A 14,967-nucleotide genomic window follows, 5' to 3' on the forward strand; every position below is an offset into this window, starting at 1 on the left:
CGCATAATAATTTACTACGTTATCAACTGCGATTTTTCTTTTTAATCAAGATAAAAAGTATAAAAATCAATCTATTCACGTTTTCTAGGGCGGTAAAATGGAAAGAATTATTATCCCTACTCACTATATTCATGTACGTGCTACGCCACTTTGGACGAAAGACACTGCCCCTAAATCAATTTGGGAAAGACATTTAGATAAAGGAACGCGCCAAGGGGTTTATCCTAAATTATCGGTCATGCAAGGTACGATTATTTATTACGCCTATGCAGATGAATTCAGCCCTGAGCCAACAGAAACTCTAGTGATTAATGCCGGTGAATTTGGTGTATTTCCACCAGAGACGTGGCACAAAATAGAAGCTAAAACTCAAGATACTGTTTTTAACGTCGATTTTTATGTCGATCCTAAAATACTTGCTGAAGGTTAAAAGGTTGATTATGGAAAATGAAAACAAAGGCTATTTATTAGAATTGATTAGTGCTGATGGCCGAAATAAATCCCAAAAAATCTTTCTTAATCCTAAAATTCTGTATATTCCAGATGTTGCAACTCAAGAAGTTTTACTCTTAGTTGATGAGTTAAAAAGTAAAGTAAATATTGATTCGCAAGAACTTACCTTAGCATTAACAAATAAAAATAATGGTGTTTCTGTCAATAAAGAAAGCTTTTGGGCTGATTTATTAGATGCCGAGATGTCGAGCCTAATGGTAAAAGATCTTATCAATATTGTACGTGGTTATGATATGGATGAAGAAACAAATGTCTGTGGTTGGTAAGTCAATATTATTAAGATAATAATGAACTAATATCACCTTCATTATTGCTAATGAAGGTGATTGATTCCCTAATTTTTATCGAGAAGATTGAATATTATTTTTCAACAATTTATCAATCATCCAATATCCTGCTTTTCCTGGTGGATTATTTCTCGACCAAACTAAATCGATATCTATTTTTTTCGGAAACTGGTCATAATTCAGACTGACTAGTAAGTCATGCCCAAATTGCTCAACTAACCAAGTGGGTAATATTGCCCATCCCATTTCTTGCTCTGCCATTTCAAGTATCAATAAATAGTTAGGTGCCAGCCAATTTTTTTCACTATTGATGACAAATTGAGCACGACTACTTAGCCGTAATTGACGATGCATGGTTAAATGTTGATAGCTAATTTGCTTTTCTTTCGCAAGTGGGTGAGTTTTATGTGCATATAATCCTAACTCACCACTTACGGGTAAACGGGCAAAAGCAATATCGGCTGGATATTCTATTCGTGATTCCATCATACCGATATGTGCCTGGTTATTTTGTAGCATATTAATGACATCATCATTTTCAGCGACAAGAAACTCAAACTCAATATGAGGAAATTCTTTATCTAGAATTTTTAAGAGTTGCTCAGAATAAGGGGGTTGATACATATCAGAAAAAACGCAACTTAAACGAGGCTCCATTTCTGGTGATAGCTCTATTCTTAATGCCTGTAATCGTTCATCTGCCGCTAATATATCTTCAACTAAGCTTAGTACTTTTTTCCCTGCAAAGGTTAGCGTTGATTCTCTCCCCTTTCGTTCAAATAATTCAAAGCCCATATCATCTTCAAATCCTGTAATTGTGCTACTCACTGTAGACTGACTTTTATTTAATTTTCGAGCAGCAGCAGAAAATGATTTCAGTGATGCGGCTTCAACAAATGTACGCAAAGTTTCTATGGAATAGTTCATTATGGTATCGGTTTTTTCGATGGCTCCTATTTTGTATATATACAAAAAATCACTAATAATTGCATCTGTTTTTTTGCTAAACAATTAATTTGAGGTGGGATATGAGCCAATATCAAAAAACATTTACTGAGCGCGTTTTTCACGCTGTTTCATTTGAAGTGATAGCCATCACAATAACAGCGCCACTTAGTGCATGGATTTTGGGTCGCTCAATTTTTCAAATGGGAACCGTTGCTATTGTTTTATCAACATTAGCTATGTTATTGAATTTATTTTATAACATGATTTTTGACCGCTATTGGCCTTTAATCAAAGGCTCAAGACCAACAAAAATACGAGTCATGCATGCCATTGGATTTGAATTAAGTTTTGTGATCATTGGTTTACCAATATTGGCATTTTTATTAAATATGTCACTGTGGAACGCATTCTTATTGGAAGTCGGCTTCTTTGCCTTTTTCCTTTTTTATACATATGCATTTAATCTTAGTTACGATAAATTGCGTGAAAATTGGTTTAATCGTAAAGAGAAACGCATTACTGCACGTCAATAATTACTCGAAAACACCTTTTGAGCTATCATTAGGTGTTTTTTATCACGAATCAAAAGTAGATACTCTGATTGTTCGAAATGTAAATGAAGATAGAAAGCCCTTAAAAAAAGGGCTATAACTTGAATTTTTATTTATCTGCTTTTGCTGCCCAAAGAAATTCAGCGTTGGGTAATGTGGTATATTTTTCTATTATCTCTTTATAAGTATTTTCTGGCTTTAATTCAGCAAATTGTTCAGGATAAATAAAGGTTGCTAAATACTCTAAGCCAACGATGTTATATGGATGATTATAGAAATTATGATATATACCATATAATCGTTCATTTTTAACCGCAGTGATTTGATTAAATCCAATTCGACTCTTCAATCGTTTGAAACCTTCTTGAGCCTCTTTGTTAGATACCCCATAACCAAATGGTGCAGAAATATTATTTTTATTAATCCAGCGAGATCCCGTTACAATATATACATCAGGTTTAGTGCTAATAACTTGTTCTAAAGAAATAACACCCGAGGCTCCTGGTAAGAAATGCCTACCAATATTGTCACCACCAACAGCTTGAATCAAACCACCCCAACCTGCATTATTATGTGTAAAGCAGCACCCATCACCATTAGCTCCAGCCTTTGCTTCTACAAATACACTTGGTTTATTTTTAATTTCTTGAGTTTTATTTTTAATATTATCTAGGTGTTGTTGATAAAAATCTGTATATTCTTTAGCTTCATTCTCTTTATTTAAAATGATACCAAGAAGTTCAACACTTTCTTTCGTATTTTTGACTGGCTCTAAGAAAGTATCAACATAAATAATAGGAATATTGGCCTCTTTTAAAATACTGACAACACCTGATCCTTCTAATGCGGGTTTTGCTCTTAGTTGAGCAATCAGAACATCAGGCTGTTGCGCAATAACTTGCTCTGCATTAACCTCACCTTTGTCATTAAACCCCATATCAGGGATTGCATTTATATTAGATTTCCATTTCTGTTCTAATAAAGAAACTGTCTGTGGGTCCGATTTTTTTAGATTATTATTCCATGCTACAACCCTTTCAAACGGATTATTTCTATCAAGCAAAGCTAGCGTTAAAATATCTCTACCATCTTGTAATATAATGCGTTTTGGTTCATGTTTTAACGTTATTTTTTGCCCATCTGTATCAGTAATAGTAACTGGATATGTTGTAGCTGATGCGGTAAAAGGAAGTAATGCTGAAAGAGATATTGCTAGCAGGTGATATTTATTTTTCATAGTATACTCTCCATAATAGAGAGTTAATGCTAACAATTATCATTAACATCATCAATAAGAAATCATCTTTATCTGACTATTAAATAAATTAGCCTTAATAGAGCGGCATCTAAGTTTGTTATAAAACAAAGGTCACGGAACATTATAATAAGGGTAGCAAGTGATGAATGATATATCATACACGCAGAAATTTAGCTGACTATTTCAGTTAGATCTTCTAAAGCTTTTAGCATCTTATTACCCATTTTGGTTTTACCAACAATGGTGGTTCTTTCAAGAGACTTCAGGAGACAATGATTTAGTACGAAGGTTTGATTTTACTGGAATTGGGAGACTTCAGGAGACGCTAGGAGATATTGAAATGGCGGAGGAGGAGAGAACAAAATAAATAGGTTAACACACTGATTTATATAAAAATAAACATACAAATAAATTTTCATACCCCCATAAATACCCCTTTTGGATTTTTAGAGGTTATTTTTAGATAAGACATGAATGCAAAAAAAAGAAAGGTGATACTTTTATACCACCTCCTCATTTTTAATTCCACCTATCCAAAAACTAACTGGAGCTGTTATGAACCTCATGAAGCTAATCCAGAAAGAAAAAAAGATAATGGAATTATTTAAGCCTGATAATTTTGCATGAGTAGCTGGCGAAATAGGCGCCCCTCCTTTTGAGGTTTCTGGTGTAGCTTAATGCTTAAAGGATAGGATTCTTTTAACAAGAAAAGTATTCTCGAATCTACTCGCAGAACATTAGATAGCATGGTTAAAGATGGCTTGTTAGAAAAAATATCCAGCTATGAGAGACGACAAAACAAACACCAAGGCTCAAGTAGCTCTCCTGGTGTTCGTTGTGTCGTTAGTCGATATGGCTTATGTGGAAAGTGTCGTCTTGTGAAATGCGAAGATGACGGAGAGGATTTTATTGAAGGTGAGTGTGTGGTAGTTGGCTAACCAACAGGCAGTTTCTGGCACCTTAAATACTCAAACGTACTTGCTGTGCTTTATCATGTGGTGTAATAAAAATTGTCACCACAAATAAAAGAACAAAAATTGAGCAATTAAATACAAAGTAGCGTACACTGAATCACGATATCCCTATAATGGGTGAAAGATATGAAAGCTTTTAATGTGATAAGAATGTTTCAAGACGCACTAGTAGAAGTTACCTGCCCAAGTTGTTCTTATGTCGCAAAGCAAAACAAACACAAGCTTAAAAAGAACCTAATTTTATTGTGCCCTAATTGTGGCTACATGTTTTATTTCAATAAAATATAAAAATAAACTGAATATGCTGGTTGTTGCCGTGGAAATAGAACGGCAACAACAAATACACTTGATAGCATACTTTAATGGGCAATTATTGTTTTATAGAAAGAGAAGCAAGAATACGCAACCTACTCTAACCAATACTATTTTTTACTAAATCATTCAGATTACAAAAATGTAATATTATCGTAAGGTCACTTACTGTCTCTTGTAGATAGAATAATTTCACGTTAATAATAAAAGGATATCGACATGAAAAAGAGTATTATATTTTTATTACTACCACCTTTAATAATGACTCCCGCTATTTCAATTGCGGCAAGTAACTTACTAAGTGTTCATATACTAAATCAACAAACAGGTAAACCAGCTCCTAACGTTGAAGTTACATTAGAGAAAAAACAGTCAAGTAATTGGGTATTACTGAATTCGGGAAAAACTGACAATGATGGTAGAATTAAAGCTATTTGGCCAGACAACTCTACTTCCCCTTCTACTGGTGATTATAGAGTAGTGTTTAAAACTGGCGACTATTTTAAAAATCAAGGAAAAGAAAGCTTTTTTCCTGAAATACCTGTCGAATTCCGTATAGATAATGTTAATGAGCACTATCATATTCCATTGCTTTTAAGCCAATATGGCTACTCTACTTATCGAGGTAGTTAATTTTTAAATTAATGTATTGAAGTCCAACGCCAATCATAACGATTGGCTCTTATTATATAGTTTCATTATTGAATATATATCATCATATCTTGAGTGATTATTAACAATATTATTTTTATTAAAAAACAAAAAAAATGTAAAAAAAATTTTTTAACACACATCATTACTAATGAATAGCATTTAATATTAATACGTAAAATAGTAATAGTTATTTCATAAATTCTATGAATGAAAAGTATTATATATCGATAACTATATTTTTATTTTATTGAAAAATCTGAAACTTTTATAAAGCAAAAGTACTTTCTATAAAGTAGAATAGTACACATATAAATTATAAGGTTTTGTTTGATGTTTGAAATATATTTTCAAAGCTTAAAAAAACATTAAATTGATTATCATTCTCTTATTTACTTTTTTCAAAAAAAAGTATTAAACTACGCAGCCCTAAGTATTGTATTCATAATGAGATAATGATGAATAAAAACAATCCATTGGAGGTCCTTGGGCATATTTCATGGTTATGGGCTAGTTCTTCTCTACATAGAAATTGGCCTATTTCTTTATTTGCAATAAATGTATTACCTGCAATACGAGCTAACCAATATGCTTTATTGACTCGGGATAGCTTTCCTATTGCATATTGCAGTTGGGCTAATCTAAATTTAGAAAATGAAATTAAATATCTTAATGATGTTACTTCTTTAGTTGCTGAAGATTGGACTTCTGGTGACCGTAAATGGTTCATTGATTGGATAGCTCCTTTTGGAGATAACGGAGCGCTATATAAATATATGCGAAAAAACTTTCCTAATGAATTATTTAGGGCTATCAGAGTAGATCCAAAAACTCAGGTCGGTAAAGTGTCAGAATTTCATGGAGGTAAAATCGATAAACAATTAGCTAATAAAATATTTAAACAATATCACTACGAGTTAATAACCGAAGTTAAAAATAAGTCAGATTTTAATTTTTCATTGATAGGTTAAAGGTGAATTATATGTCAACAATGACCACTGCACAAATTAAAACGTCACTTCAATCTGCAAAGCAGTTAGCAACAAAAAAATTTCAATCTGCAGGACAAACCACAAAAGATGCGTTAAAAAAAGTAGCTGATCAAGCACGTAATGCAGGAAATAAACTTATTTTGTTAATTCCTAAAGATTATCAAGGACAAGGCTCAAGTCTTAATGAGCTTGTTAAGGTTGCAGATGAATTAGGTATTGAAGTTCAATATGATGAAAAAAATGGCACTGCAATCACTAAACAAGTATTCGGTACGACAGAGAAATTACTTGGGCTTACTGAGCGAGGTGTAGCTATATTTGCACCACAATTAGACAAGATAATACAAAAATATCAAAAAATAGGTAATAAATTGGGAGGAAGTGCTGAAAATATAGGCGATAATTTAAATAAAGCAGGTGGTGTATTATCAACTCTTCAAAATTTTTTAGGTACAGCACTCTCTTCAATGGAGATAAATGAATTAATAAAAAAACAAAAAAATGGTGAAAATGTTAGTTCTAGTGAATTGGCAAAAGCGAGTATTGATCTTATTAATCAACTAGTGGATACAGCCTCTAGTTTAAATAACAATATCAGTGCTTTTTCTCAGCAATTAAATAAATTAGGAAGTGTATTATCTAATACAAAACACTTAAATGGTGTTGGTAATAAATTACAAAATTTACCTAACTTAGATAAATTGGGTACAGGGTTAGATACTGTTTCTGGTATTTTATCAGCTATTTCAGCAAGCTTTATTTTAAGTAATGCAGATGCAGATACAGGTACCAAAGCTGCAGCTGGGGTTGAATTAACAACAAAAGTATTAGGTAACGTGGGTAAAGCAGTTTCTCAATATATTCTCGCACAACGTGTTGCACAAGGTTTATCAACTTCAGCTGCAAGTGCAGGTTTAATCGCCTCTGCAGTAACATTAGCAATTAGCCCACTATCATTCCTAGCTATTGCAGATCAGTTTAAGCGTGCAAATAAAATTGAAGAGTATTCTCAGCGTTTTAAAAAATTTGGTTACGAAGGAGATAGCTTACTTGCAGCTTTCCGCAAAGAAACAGGAGCTATTGATGCATCATTAACCACTATCAATACTGCATTAGGTACTATATCTGCGGGTATTAGTGCAGCTTCAACGGCATCACTCATTGGAGCACCAATAAGTGCATTAGTTGGAGCTATCACTGGCATTATTTCAGGCATATTGGAAGCTTCAAAACAATCAATGTTTGAACATGTTGCAAATAGAATGGCTAATACTATTGCTGAATGGGAGAAAACACACGGTAAAAACTTTTTTGAAAATGGATACGATGCTCGCCACTCTGCTTTTTTAGAAGATAACTTTAAATTGCTATCTCAATATAATAAAGAATATTCTGTTGAAAGATCTGTTCTTATTACTCAACAACATTGGGATGAGCTTATTGGTGAGTTAGCAAGTGTTACTAAAAATGGAGCAAAAACACTTAGTGGTAAAAGTTATATTGATTATTATGAAGAAGGAAAACGCCTAGAGAAAAAACCAAATGAATTTCAAAAACAAATATTTGATCCATTAAAAGGTAATATTGATCTTTCTGATAGTAAATCATCAACATTACTTAAATTTATTACACCATTATTAACACCAGGCGAAGAAATTCGTAATAGAAAACAGTCTGGAAAATATGAATATATGACCGAATTATTAGTCAAAGGTGTTGATAAATGGACTGTAAAAGGAGTTAAGAATAAAGGATCTGTATATGATTACTCCAATTTAATTCAGCATGCATTAGTTGGTCGTGACCAATATCGTGAAATTCGCATTGAATCACAACTGGGAGATGGTGATGATAAAATATTTTTAGCTGCAGGCTCTGCTAATATCTATGCAGGTAAAGGTCATGATGTTGTTTATTATGATAAAACAGATACTGGTTATTTAACAATTGATGGTACAAAAGCAACAGAAGCTGGTAATTATACTGTTACACGTGGATTAGGTGGAGATGTTAAGATTTTACAAGAAGTCGTGAAGGAGCAAGAAGTTTCTGTTGGAAAAAGAACCGAAAAAACTCAATATCGTGATTATGAATTTAAACATATTGACGGTAAAGATTTAACAGCAATTGATAATTTATATTCAGTGGAAGAAATAATCGGTACTAATCGCGCCGATAAGTTTTTTGGCAGTAAATTTAGTGATATTTTCCATGGTGCAGATAGTGATGATTATATCGAAGGTAATGATGGTAATGACCGCTTATATGGGGATAAAGGTAATGATACCTTAAGAGGTGGAAATGGTGATGATCAACTTTATGGTGGTGATGGCAACGATAAGCTAATTGGTGGGACTGGCAATAATTACCTAAACGGTGGTGCTGGTGATGATGAGCTGCAAGTACAAGGCAATTCTTATGCTAAAAATGTATTATTTGGTGGAAAAGGTAATGACAAGCTGTACGGTAGTGAGGGGATAGATCTACTTGATGGCGGAGAGGGAAATGATGTTCTGAAAGGTGGATATGGTGATGATATTTATCGCTATCTTTCTGGATATGGTCATCATATCATTGAAGATGATGGTGGGAAAAACGATAAGCTTAGCTTAACAGACATTGATTTCCAAGACGTTGCCTTTAAGCGAGAAGATAATGACCTCGTTATGTATAGGTTTGAAAATAATGCCCTTTCAATTGGTCATAAAAATGGTATCACATTTAAAAATTGGTTTAAAAAAGAATCAAATGATATCTCTAACCACCAGATAGAGCAAATTTTTGACAAAAATGGTCGAATAATCACACCAGAGTCTCTTAATAAAGCATTTGAGTATCAACAAAAAAATAATCAGGCTAACTATGTGTATGGACATCATGCATCAACTTATGCGAATAAAGAAAATCTTACCCCATTAATAAATGAGATTAGCAAAATAATTTCAGCTGCTGGTAGTTTTGATGTTAAAGAAGAGAAAGCTGCGGCATCTTTATTACAGCTATCCAATAATATTAGTGGTTCTTCGTATAATAGTAACTCAATAACTTTAACCTCATTAGCATAATATTTTAATTCAGTTAATAGCAATCTTATAGGACTACGTCAAATAGGATTGCTATTTTTTTGGAGTCACGATGGATTTTCATCATAAAAATAATTATGGGTTATATGCATTGGAAATATTAGCCCAATACCATAATATTTCTATTAACCCTGAAGAAATTAAACATAAGTTTGATATTAATGGTGTTGGATTAGATTTAACTTCATGGTTGCTTGCTGCGAAATCTTTAGAACTAAAAGTAAAGGCAGTAAAAAAAACAATTGAACGATTAAACTTTATTTATCTTCCCGCATTAGTTTGGCGAGAGGATGGACATCATTTTATTCTAACTAAAGTAAATAAAGAATCAAATAGATATCTAATTTATGATTTAGAACAACGAAATCCGCGAGTTCTTGAACAAGCTGAATTTGAAGATTTATATCAAGGTAATATTATTCTAATTACCTCTCGATCTTCTGTTATCGGTAAATTAGCAAAGTTTGATTTCACATGGTTTATTCCTGCTGTTATTAAATACAGAAAAATATTTATTGAAACATTAATCGTTTCTGTATTTTTACAATTATTTGCTTTAATTACACCACTTTTTTTCCAAGTGGTTATGGATAAAGTTTTAGTACATAGAGGCTTTTCAACTCTCAATATTATTACTATCGCATTAGCTGTCGTAGCCATATTTGAAATTACATTAAGTGGCTTGCGCACTTATATTTTTACACATAGTACAAGTCGTATTGATGTTGAACTTGGCGCAAAACTTTTTCGGCATTTATTAGCACTACCTATTTCTTATTTTGAAAGTCGTCGTGTAGGTGATACTGTTGCTCGAGTGAGAGAATTAGATCAAATTCGTAATTTTCTAACTGGCCAAGCATTAACCTCTATTTTAGATTTACTATTTTCATTTATATTCTTTGCTGTAATGTGGTATTACAGTCCAAAATTAACGTTAGTTATTTTATTTTCATTACCTTGTTATGCTACATGGTCTATTTTTATTAGCCCTATTTTACGCCGCCGTTTAGATGATAAATTTGCTCGTAATGCGGATAATCAATCTTTCCTAGTTGAGTCTGTAACAGCAATTAACACAATTAAAGCCATGGCTGTTTCACCTCAAATGACAAATATATGGGATAAACAATTAGCAGGCTATGTTGCAGCTGGATTTAAAGTAACGGTGTTAGCAACTATAGGTCAACAAGGAATACAATTAATACAAAAAGCCGTTATGATTATTAATCTTTGGCTGGGTGCACACTTGGTTATTTCTGGTGATTTAAGCATTGGTCAATTAATTGCCTTTAATATGCTAGCAGGACAAATTGTTGCTCCTGTGATTCGTCTTGCTCAACTTTGGCAAGATTTTCAGCAAGTTGGTATTTCTGTGACTCGCTTAGGTGATGTACTTAATTATCCTACTGAAAGTTATCAAGGGAAATTAACATTGCCAGAAATTAACGGCGATATCTCATTTCGTAATATTCGATTTCGTTATAAACCTGACGCGCCAATTATTTTAAATAATATTAACTTAAATATTAAACAAGGCGAAATCATCGGTATTGTTGGACGTTCAGGTTCAGGAAAAAGTACATTAACGAAATTAATTCAACGTTTTTATATCCCTGAAAATGGCCAAGTTCTTATTGATGGACATGATCTTGCATTAGCGGATCCCAATTGGTTACGCCGTCAAGTTGGCGTTGTATTACAAGATAATGTACTACTTAACCGCAGTATTATTGATAATATAGCATTAGCAGACCCTGGTATGCCTGTGGAAAAAGTTATTCATGCTGCAAAACTAGCTGGCGCTCATGATTTCATTTCAGAATTACGTGAAGGTTATAACACAATTGTTGGTGAACAAGGGGCTGGTTTATCTGGAGGGCAACGCCAGCGAATCGCTATTGCTCGAGCTTTAGTCAATAATCCCAAGATTTTAATTTTTGATGAAGCAACCAGTGCTTTAGATTATGAATCTGAACATGTCATTATGCGTAATATGCACAAAATTTGCCAAGGCAGAACAGTCATTATTATTGCTCATCGTTTATCCACAGTAAAAAATGCAGATCGTATTATTGTCATGGAAAAAGGACAAATTATCGAGCAAGGCAAACACAAGGAACTTCTCTCTGATCCCGAAAGCCTATATCACTATTTACATCAATTACAATCAGATTAATAAAAAGAGAAGAATAATATGAAAACATGGTTAATGGGTGTTTATGAGTTTTTTTTACGCTATAAAGTCGTTTGGAGTGAAACTTGGAAGATCCGCCAACAATTAGATGCGCCTATACGTGAAAAAGATGAACATGAATTTTTACCTGCTCATTTGGAATTAATTGAAACCCCTGTATCTAAACGTCCACGTTTAATCGCTTATTTTATTATGGCCTTTTTAGTCATTGCTATTATTTTATCAATTTTGGGTAAAGTTGAAATTGTTGCCACTGCAAATGGAAAATTAGCATTAAGTGGACGAAGTAAAGAAATAAAACCTATTGAAAACTCAATAGTTCAAGAAATTATGGTAAAAGAAGGTGAGTTAGTTAAAAAAGGCCATGTATTATTAAAACTTACCGCATTAGGAGCTGAGGCTGATACATTAAAATCACAATCATCATTACTACAAGCGAAACTGGAACAGTTTCGTTATCAAATACTGGTTAAATCAATTGAATCAAATAAGTTACCAGAGATAAAATTACCTAATGATCCAGACCTTCAAAATATTTCTGAAGATGAAATGTTACGTTTAACATCTTTAATTGAAGAGCAATTTTCAACTTGGCAGAATCAAAAATATCAAAAAGAATTAAGTTTAGATAAGAAAAAAGCAGAAAGATTAACAATACTTACACGCATAAATCGTTATGAAAAATTATCACAAATTGAAAAGAGTCGTTTAGATGATTTTAAGAAATTATTACAAAAGCAAGCTATTTCAAAACATGCTGTACTTGAGCAAGAGAACAAATATCTTGAAGCTACAAATGAACTACGTGTTTACAAAACTCAATTAGAGCAAATTGAAAGTGAAATTTTATTAGCAAAAGAAGAATATCAACTAGTCACTCAGTTATTTAAAAATGAAATTTTAGATAAAATACGACAAACAACAGATAGTGTTAAGTTATTAACACTAGAATTAGAGAAAAATGAAGAGCGCCAACAAGCCTCAGTTATTAGAGCTCCTGTTTCAGGGAAGGTTCAGCAATTGAAAGTTCATACCCAAGGTGGCGTCGTTACAACAGCTGAAACGTTAATGGTAATAGTGCCAGAAAATGACACACTGGAAGTTACAGCATTAGTGCAAAATAAAGATATTGGTTTTATTAATGTTGGGCAAAACGTCATTATTAAAGTAGAAGCATTTCCTTATACTCGATATGGTTATTTAGTTGGTAAAGTAAAAAATATTAATTTAGATGCAATAGAAAACCAACAATTAGGACTTGTTTTTAATGTCATTGTTTCTATTGAAGAGAATAATCTATCAATTGGAAATAAAAATATTCCATTAAGCTCAGGTATGGCTGTAACTGCTGAAATTAAGACAGGGATGCGAAGCGTAATAAGTTATCTTCTTAGTCCCTTAGAAGAATCAGTAACGGAAAGCTTACATGAGCGTTAATTTTTAAATATCCAGTATTTAATAGTCCCTTCTAAAAGTTGTATTTTTTCGACTTTTAGGAGGGGCAACATGTTTTTTATCTTCTAGAACTATCTATAAATTATAGTGTCCTAAATTTTGAGCTCCCCATATTCATGAGCTCAAATTTTCAATCACCTAGGTTCGAACGTTACATCTACTAATCTATTGATTTTCTCAAAACCATCACTTTGATAATTAATGACAGCTTCCGACGAAATCAATCACATTCATCACCTTCTATCAACTCCTTATTTTAAGGAGAAGAAAAACCACATTGAAAAAATGCAAGAAGAAGTATGGACTGATAGTGATCGAATGCCTGAAATAATAGAGACTGAAAAAATAGAGTATTCCGATAATTGATCTTAATACGCCAACTACTTAAGCAGATATATATTCATTATTCTATAAGTTACCTCAAAAAACTTCATATGAAAAATAAAAATAAAATGCTATTAATATAATCCAATAGCATTTTATGAGTATTAATTATTTACCATCCCAAGCACGAATAGCATTATTACGGATATTTAATTTATTTTTTAAATCACCTTTATAGTAATTTTTATCTAACCCTCCCTCCCAATCACCGTAATTAGGATTTGGTAAAACTATATATTTTGTACCAAATTTTTTCGCATTTAATGTAACAAAATCTCGACGTTCTGAGTTTGATTTATGATAAGTTGTATCTCCAAAATCATTTAGGTTATCTCCTACATAAAGCACAATGTCATAGCCTTGGTTCAAAATACTATTAAAACGTTCAGACTTCGCTGATTTATCTGTTTTTAATAATAAAGTTTTATCTGAAACATTCGGGAAACCTAAACGTTTCATATCATCAATTGTTGCTTGACGTTCACTTTTATCTAAACGATTTGATACATAAAATATGGTACCATTGAGTGTATTGACATAGTTCGCAAAATCCACGGCACCAGGAATAGCATAGACTTGGCGTGCATTTACCCATTTTGTCCACGATTCTTGGCTAAAACCCTGACCATTCTCAATTTGCCAACCAGCATAAGCACTGTTATCAATCATCGTTTCATCTAAATCCACCACGACAGCTTTTTTCTTATCTTTTGCTACAATTGCATGCTCAAAAGCTGTTTTGGCTATATTAAAAGCTTGGTGTGTCAAAGCTTGATATTCACCAGATTGCTGTGTCCAAACAAGACCTAATACTGCTTGGTTTTGTAATGTTAATTGTTCATGATTTTCAACATTGGCATGATTACTACAAGCAGATAGTATTGACGCGGTAACAAATGCTAACAGTAGCAACTTCAAATTTTTCATAAAAACTCCTTATTAGTGAGTATTTAGCAGAAAATGATTACAATGTTAAAAAAAAGCCTACACAAACGTGGGCTAAATATGGATTATGATTTATTGATATTAACACGGTATAACGTGCGTTCGCTGTTGTGATAATGTTCATAAAATAAGTCAAGAAAATCAATAAATAAAATTTGAAATTCATCACATTATTAATGTGAATGCAGAAAGATTTAAAAATAAAGTGAGCCATTGAGGACATAAAAGGGAATACGTTGCTCTACATGATGTTGCCGATGAGCATCACGTATCCGTTCACTCACAAAAATCTGTTTTCCCCGAAAACGTATCCCCGTATTGCGCTTGGCCCAATCAATATGGTCATCCTGATAAGACGCATTCACAAACTGACTTGTTGCACAGACTAAAGGCAAGCTATATGGAGTCTCTACACTACCT

General features: G+C 32.8%; 14 protein-coding genes and 1 pseudogene. 11 read left to right on the forward strand and 4 right to left on the reverse strand.

All coding sequences use genetic code 11. The features are described 5' to 3' along the window. Positions 1-97: 97 nt before the first annotated feature. Together ACNARN_RS17290 and ACNARN_RS17295 are read left to right on the forward strand one after the other, a co-directional pair. Positions 98-430 (forward strand): DUF1971 domain-containing protein, encoded by a 333-nt coding sequence (locus tag ACNARN_RS17290; protein ID WP_196533083.1) that lies wholly within the window; start codon positions 98-100, stop codon positions 428-430. 10 nt (positions 431-440) lie between these two features. Next, positions 441-779, forward strand: coding sequence for a DUF1869 domain-containing protein (locus ACNARN_RS17295; protein ID WP_198626516.1), 339 nt, complete (start codon positions 441-443; stop codon positions 777-779). Positions 780-854: 75 nt separating this feature from the next. Here the strand turns inward: ACNARN_RS17295 and ACNARN_RS17300 are convergent, their stop codons facing one another. Continuing rightward, the gene (locus ACNARN_RS17300; RefSeq protein WP_198626515.1) at positions 855-1,727 is read right to left on the reverse strand and encodes a LysR family transcriptional regulator; all 873 of its coding nucleotides are present in this window, start codon (positions 1,725-1,727) and stop codon (positions 855-857) included. Between the two features lie 101 nt (positions 1,728-1,828). Here ACNARN_RS17300 and ACNARN_RS17305 point away from each other — a divergent pair, with 101 nt between their 5' ends. Continuing rightward, positions 1,829-2,281: a multidrug/biocide efflux PACE transporter gene (locus ACNARN_RS17305; protein ID WP_198620684.1), complete on the forward strand. Its 453-nt coding sequence runs from the start codon at positions 1,829-1,831 to the stop codon at positions 2,279-2,281. 127 nt (positions 2,282-2,408) lie between these two features. On the opposite strand, the gene ACNARN_RS17310 is transcribed toward ACNARN_RS17305, so the two are convergent. Further along, positions 2,409-3,536 carry an ABC transporter substrate-binding protein gene (locus ACNARN_RS17310; protein WP_416304766.1) on the reverse strand — a complete coding sequence of 376 codons (1,128 nt, stop codon included), beginning with the start codon at positions 3,534-3,536 and terminating at the stop codon, positions 2,409-2,411. A 767-nt stretch (positions 3,537-4,303) separates the two neighbouring features. On the opposite strand from ACNARN_RS17310, the gene ACNARN_RS17315 reads away from it, so the two are divergent. From ACNARN_RS17315 to ACNARN_RS17350, 8 genes are all read left to right on the forward strand, one after another. Beyond that, complete coding sequence (locus ACNARN_RS17315; protein WP_004247006.1) at positions 4,304-4,495, forward strand: hypothetical protein; 192 nt, start codon at positions 4,304-4,306, stop codon at positions 4,493-4,495. A gap of 162 nt (positions 4,496-4,657) precedes the next feature. Beyond that, positions 4,658-4,819, forward strand: a complete 162-nt coding sequence (locus tag ACNARN_RS17320; RefSeq protein ID WP_215534280.1) for a YnfU family zinc-binding protein — start codon at positions 4,658-4,660, stop codon at positions 4,817-4,819. Positions 4,820-5,104: 285 nt separating this feature from the next. After that, positions 5,105-5,476 (forward strand): hydroxyisourate hydrolase, encoded by a 372-nt coding sequence (gene uraH, locus ACNARN_RS17325; protein ID WP_409283474.1) that lies wholly within the window; start codon positions 5,105-5,107, stop codon positions 5,474-5,476. 476 nt (positions 5,477-5,952) lie between these two features. Further along, on the forward strand, positions 5,953-6,465 hold the full coding sequence (hlyC, locus tag ACNARN_RS17330; RefSeq protein ID WP_196534138.1) for an alpha-hemolysin-activating lysine-acyltransferase HlyC: 513 nt from the start codon (positions 5,953-5,955) through the stop codon (positions 6,463-6,465). 11 nt (positions 6,466-6,476) lie between these two features. Next, the gene (locus ACNARN_RS17335) at positions 6,477-9,551 is read left to right on the forward strand and encodes an RTX family hemolysin (protein ID WP_196564516.1); all 3,075 of its coding nucleotides are present in this window, start codon (positions 6,477-6,479) and stop codon (positions 9,549-9,551) included. 70 nt (positions 9,552-9,621) lie between these two features. Next, a complete protein-coding gene (locus ACNARN_RS17340) occupies positions 9,622-11,745 on the forward strand; it encodes a type I secretion system permease/ATPase (protein WP_196534140.1) in 2,124 nt (707 codons plus the stop codon). A gap of 18 nt (positions 11,746-11,763) precedes the next feature. Continuing rightward, positions 11,764-13,200 (forward strand): HlyD family type I secretion periplasmic adaptor subunit, encoded by a 1,437-nt coding sequence (locus ACNARN_RS17345; RefSeq protein WP_196564517.1) that lies wholly within the window; start codon positions 11,764-11,766, stop codon positions 13,198-13,200. A gap of 219 nt (positions 13,201-13,419) precedes the next feature. Then, the gene (locus tag ACNARN_RS17350; protein WP_196534142.1) at positions 13,420-13,584 is read left to right on the forward strand and encodes a hypothetical protein; all 165 of its coding nucleotides are present in this window, start codon (positions 13,420-13,422) and stop codon (positions 13,582-13,584) included. 126 nt (positions 13,585-13,710) lie between these two features. Here the strand turns inward: ACNARN_RS17350 and ACNARN_RS17355 are convergent, their stop codons facing one another. Together ACNARN_RS17355 and ACNARN_RS17360 are read right to left on the reverse strand one after the other, a co-directional pair. Beyond that, on the reverse strand, positions 13,711-14,529 hold the full coding sequence (locus tag ACNARN_RS17355) for a 5'-nucleotidase, lipoprotein e(P4) family (protein ID WP_196534143.1): 819 nt from the start codon (positions 14,527-14,529) through the stop codon (positions 13,711-13,713). 212 nt (positions 14,530-14,741) lie between these two features. Next, positions 14,742-14,967 (reverse strand): annotated as a pseudogene (locus ACNARN_RS17360) (hypothetical protein); the annotation flags it as partial.

Origin of the sequence: Proteus sp. TSJ240517 (genome assembly GCF_047921575.1) — a bacterium.
In the GTDB taxonomy this organism is placed as follows: domain Bacteria; phylum Pseudomonadota; class Gammaproteobacteria; order Enterobacterales; family Enterobacteriaceae; genus Proteus.

Excerpts from the sequence above, each read along its gene's own strand:
- ACNARN_RS17290 (WP_196533083.1), top strand. The coding sequence starts at position 98 with ATGGAAAGAATTATTATCCCTACTCACTATATTCATGTACGTGCTACG.
- ACNARN_RS17295 (WP_198626516.1), top strand. The coding sequence starts at position 441 with ATGGAAAATGAAAACAAAGGCTATTTATTAGAATTGATTAGTGCTGAT.
- ACNARN_RS17300 (WP_198626515.1), bottom strand. The coding sequence starts at position 1,727 with ATGAACTATTCCATAGAAACTTTGCGTACATTTGTTGAAGCCGCATCA.
- ACNARN_RS17305 (WP_198620684.1), top strand. The coding sequence starts at position 1,829 with ATGAGCCAATATCAAAAAACATTTACTGAGCGCGTTTTTCACGCTGTT.
- ACNARN_RS17310 (WP_416304766.1), bottom strand. The coding sequence starts at position 3,536 with ATGAAAAATAAATATCACCTGCTAGCAATATCTCTTTCAGCATTACTT.
- ACNARN_RS17315 (WP_004247006.1), top strand. The coding sequence starts at position 4,304 with ATGGTTAAAGATGGCTTGTTAGAAAAAATATCCAGCTATGAGAGACGA.
- ACNARN_RS17320 (WP_215534280.1), top strand. The coding sequence starts at position 4,658 with ATGAAAGCTTTTAATGTGATAAGAATGTTTCAAGACGCACTAGTAGAA.
- uraH (WP_409283474.1), top strand. The coding sequence starts at position 5,105 with ATGACTCCCGCTATTTCAATTGCGGCAAGTAACTTACTAAGTGTTCAT.
- hlyC (WP_196534138.1), top strand. The coding sequence starts at position 5,953 with ATGAATAAAAACAATCCATTGGAGGTCCTTGGGCATATTTCATGGTTA.
- ACNARN_RS17335 (WP_196564516.1), top strand. The coding sequence starts at position 6,477 with ATGTCAACAATGACCACTGCACAAATTAAAACGTCACTTCAATCTGCA.
- ACNARN_RS17340 (WP_196534140.1), top strand. The coding sequence starts at position 9,622 with ATGGATTTTCATCATAAAAATAATTATGGGTTATATGCATTGGAAATA.
- ACNARN_RS17345 (WP_196564517.1), top strand. The coding sequence starts at position 11,764 with ATGAAAACATGGTTAATGGGTGTTTATGAGTTTTTTTTACGCTATAAA.
- ACNARN_RS17350 (WP_196534142.1), top strand. The coding sequence starts at position 13,420 with ATGACAGCTTCCGACGAAATCAATCACATTCATCACCTTCTATCAACT.
- ACNARN_RS17355 (WP_196534143.1), bottom strand. The coding sequence starts at position 14,529 with ATGAAAAATTTGAAGTTGCTACTGTTAGCATTTGTTACCGCGTCAATA.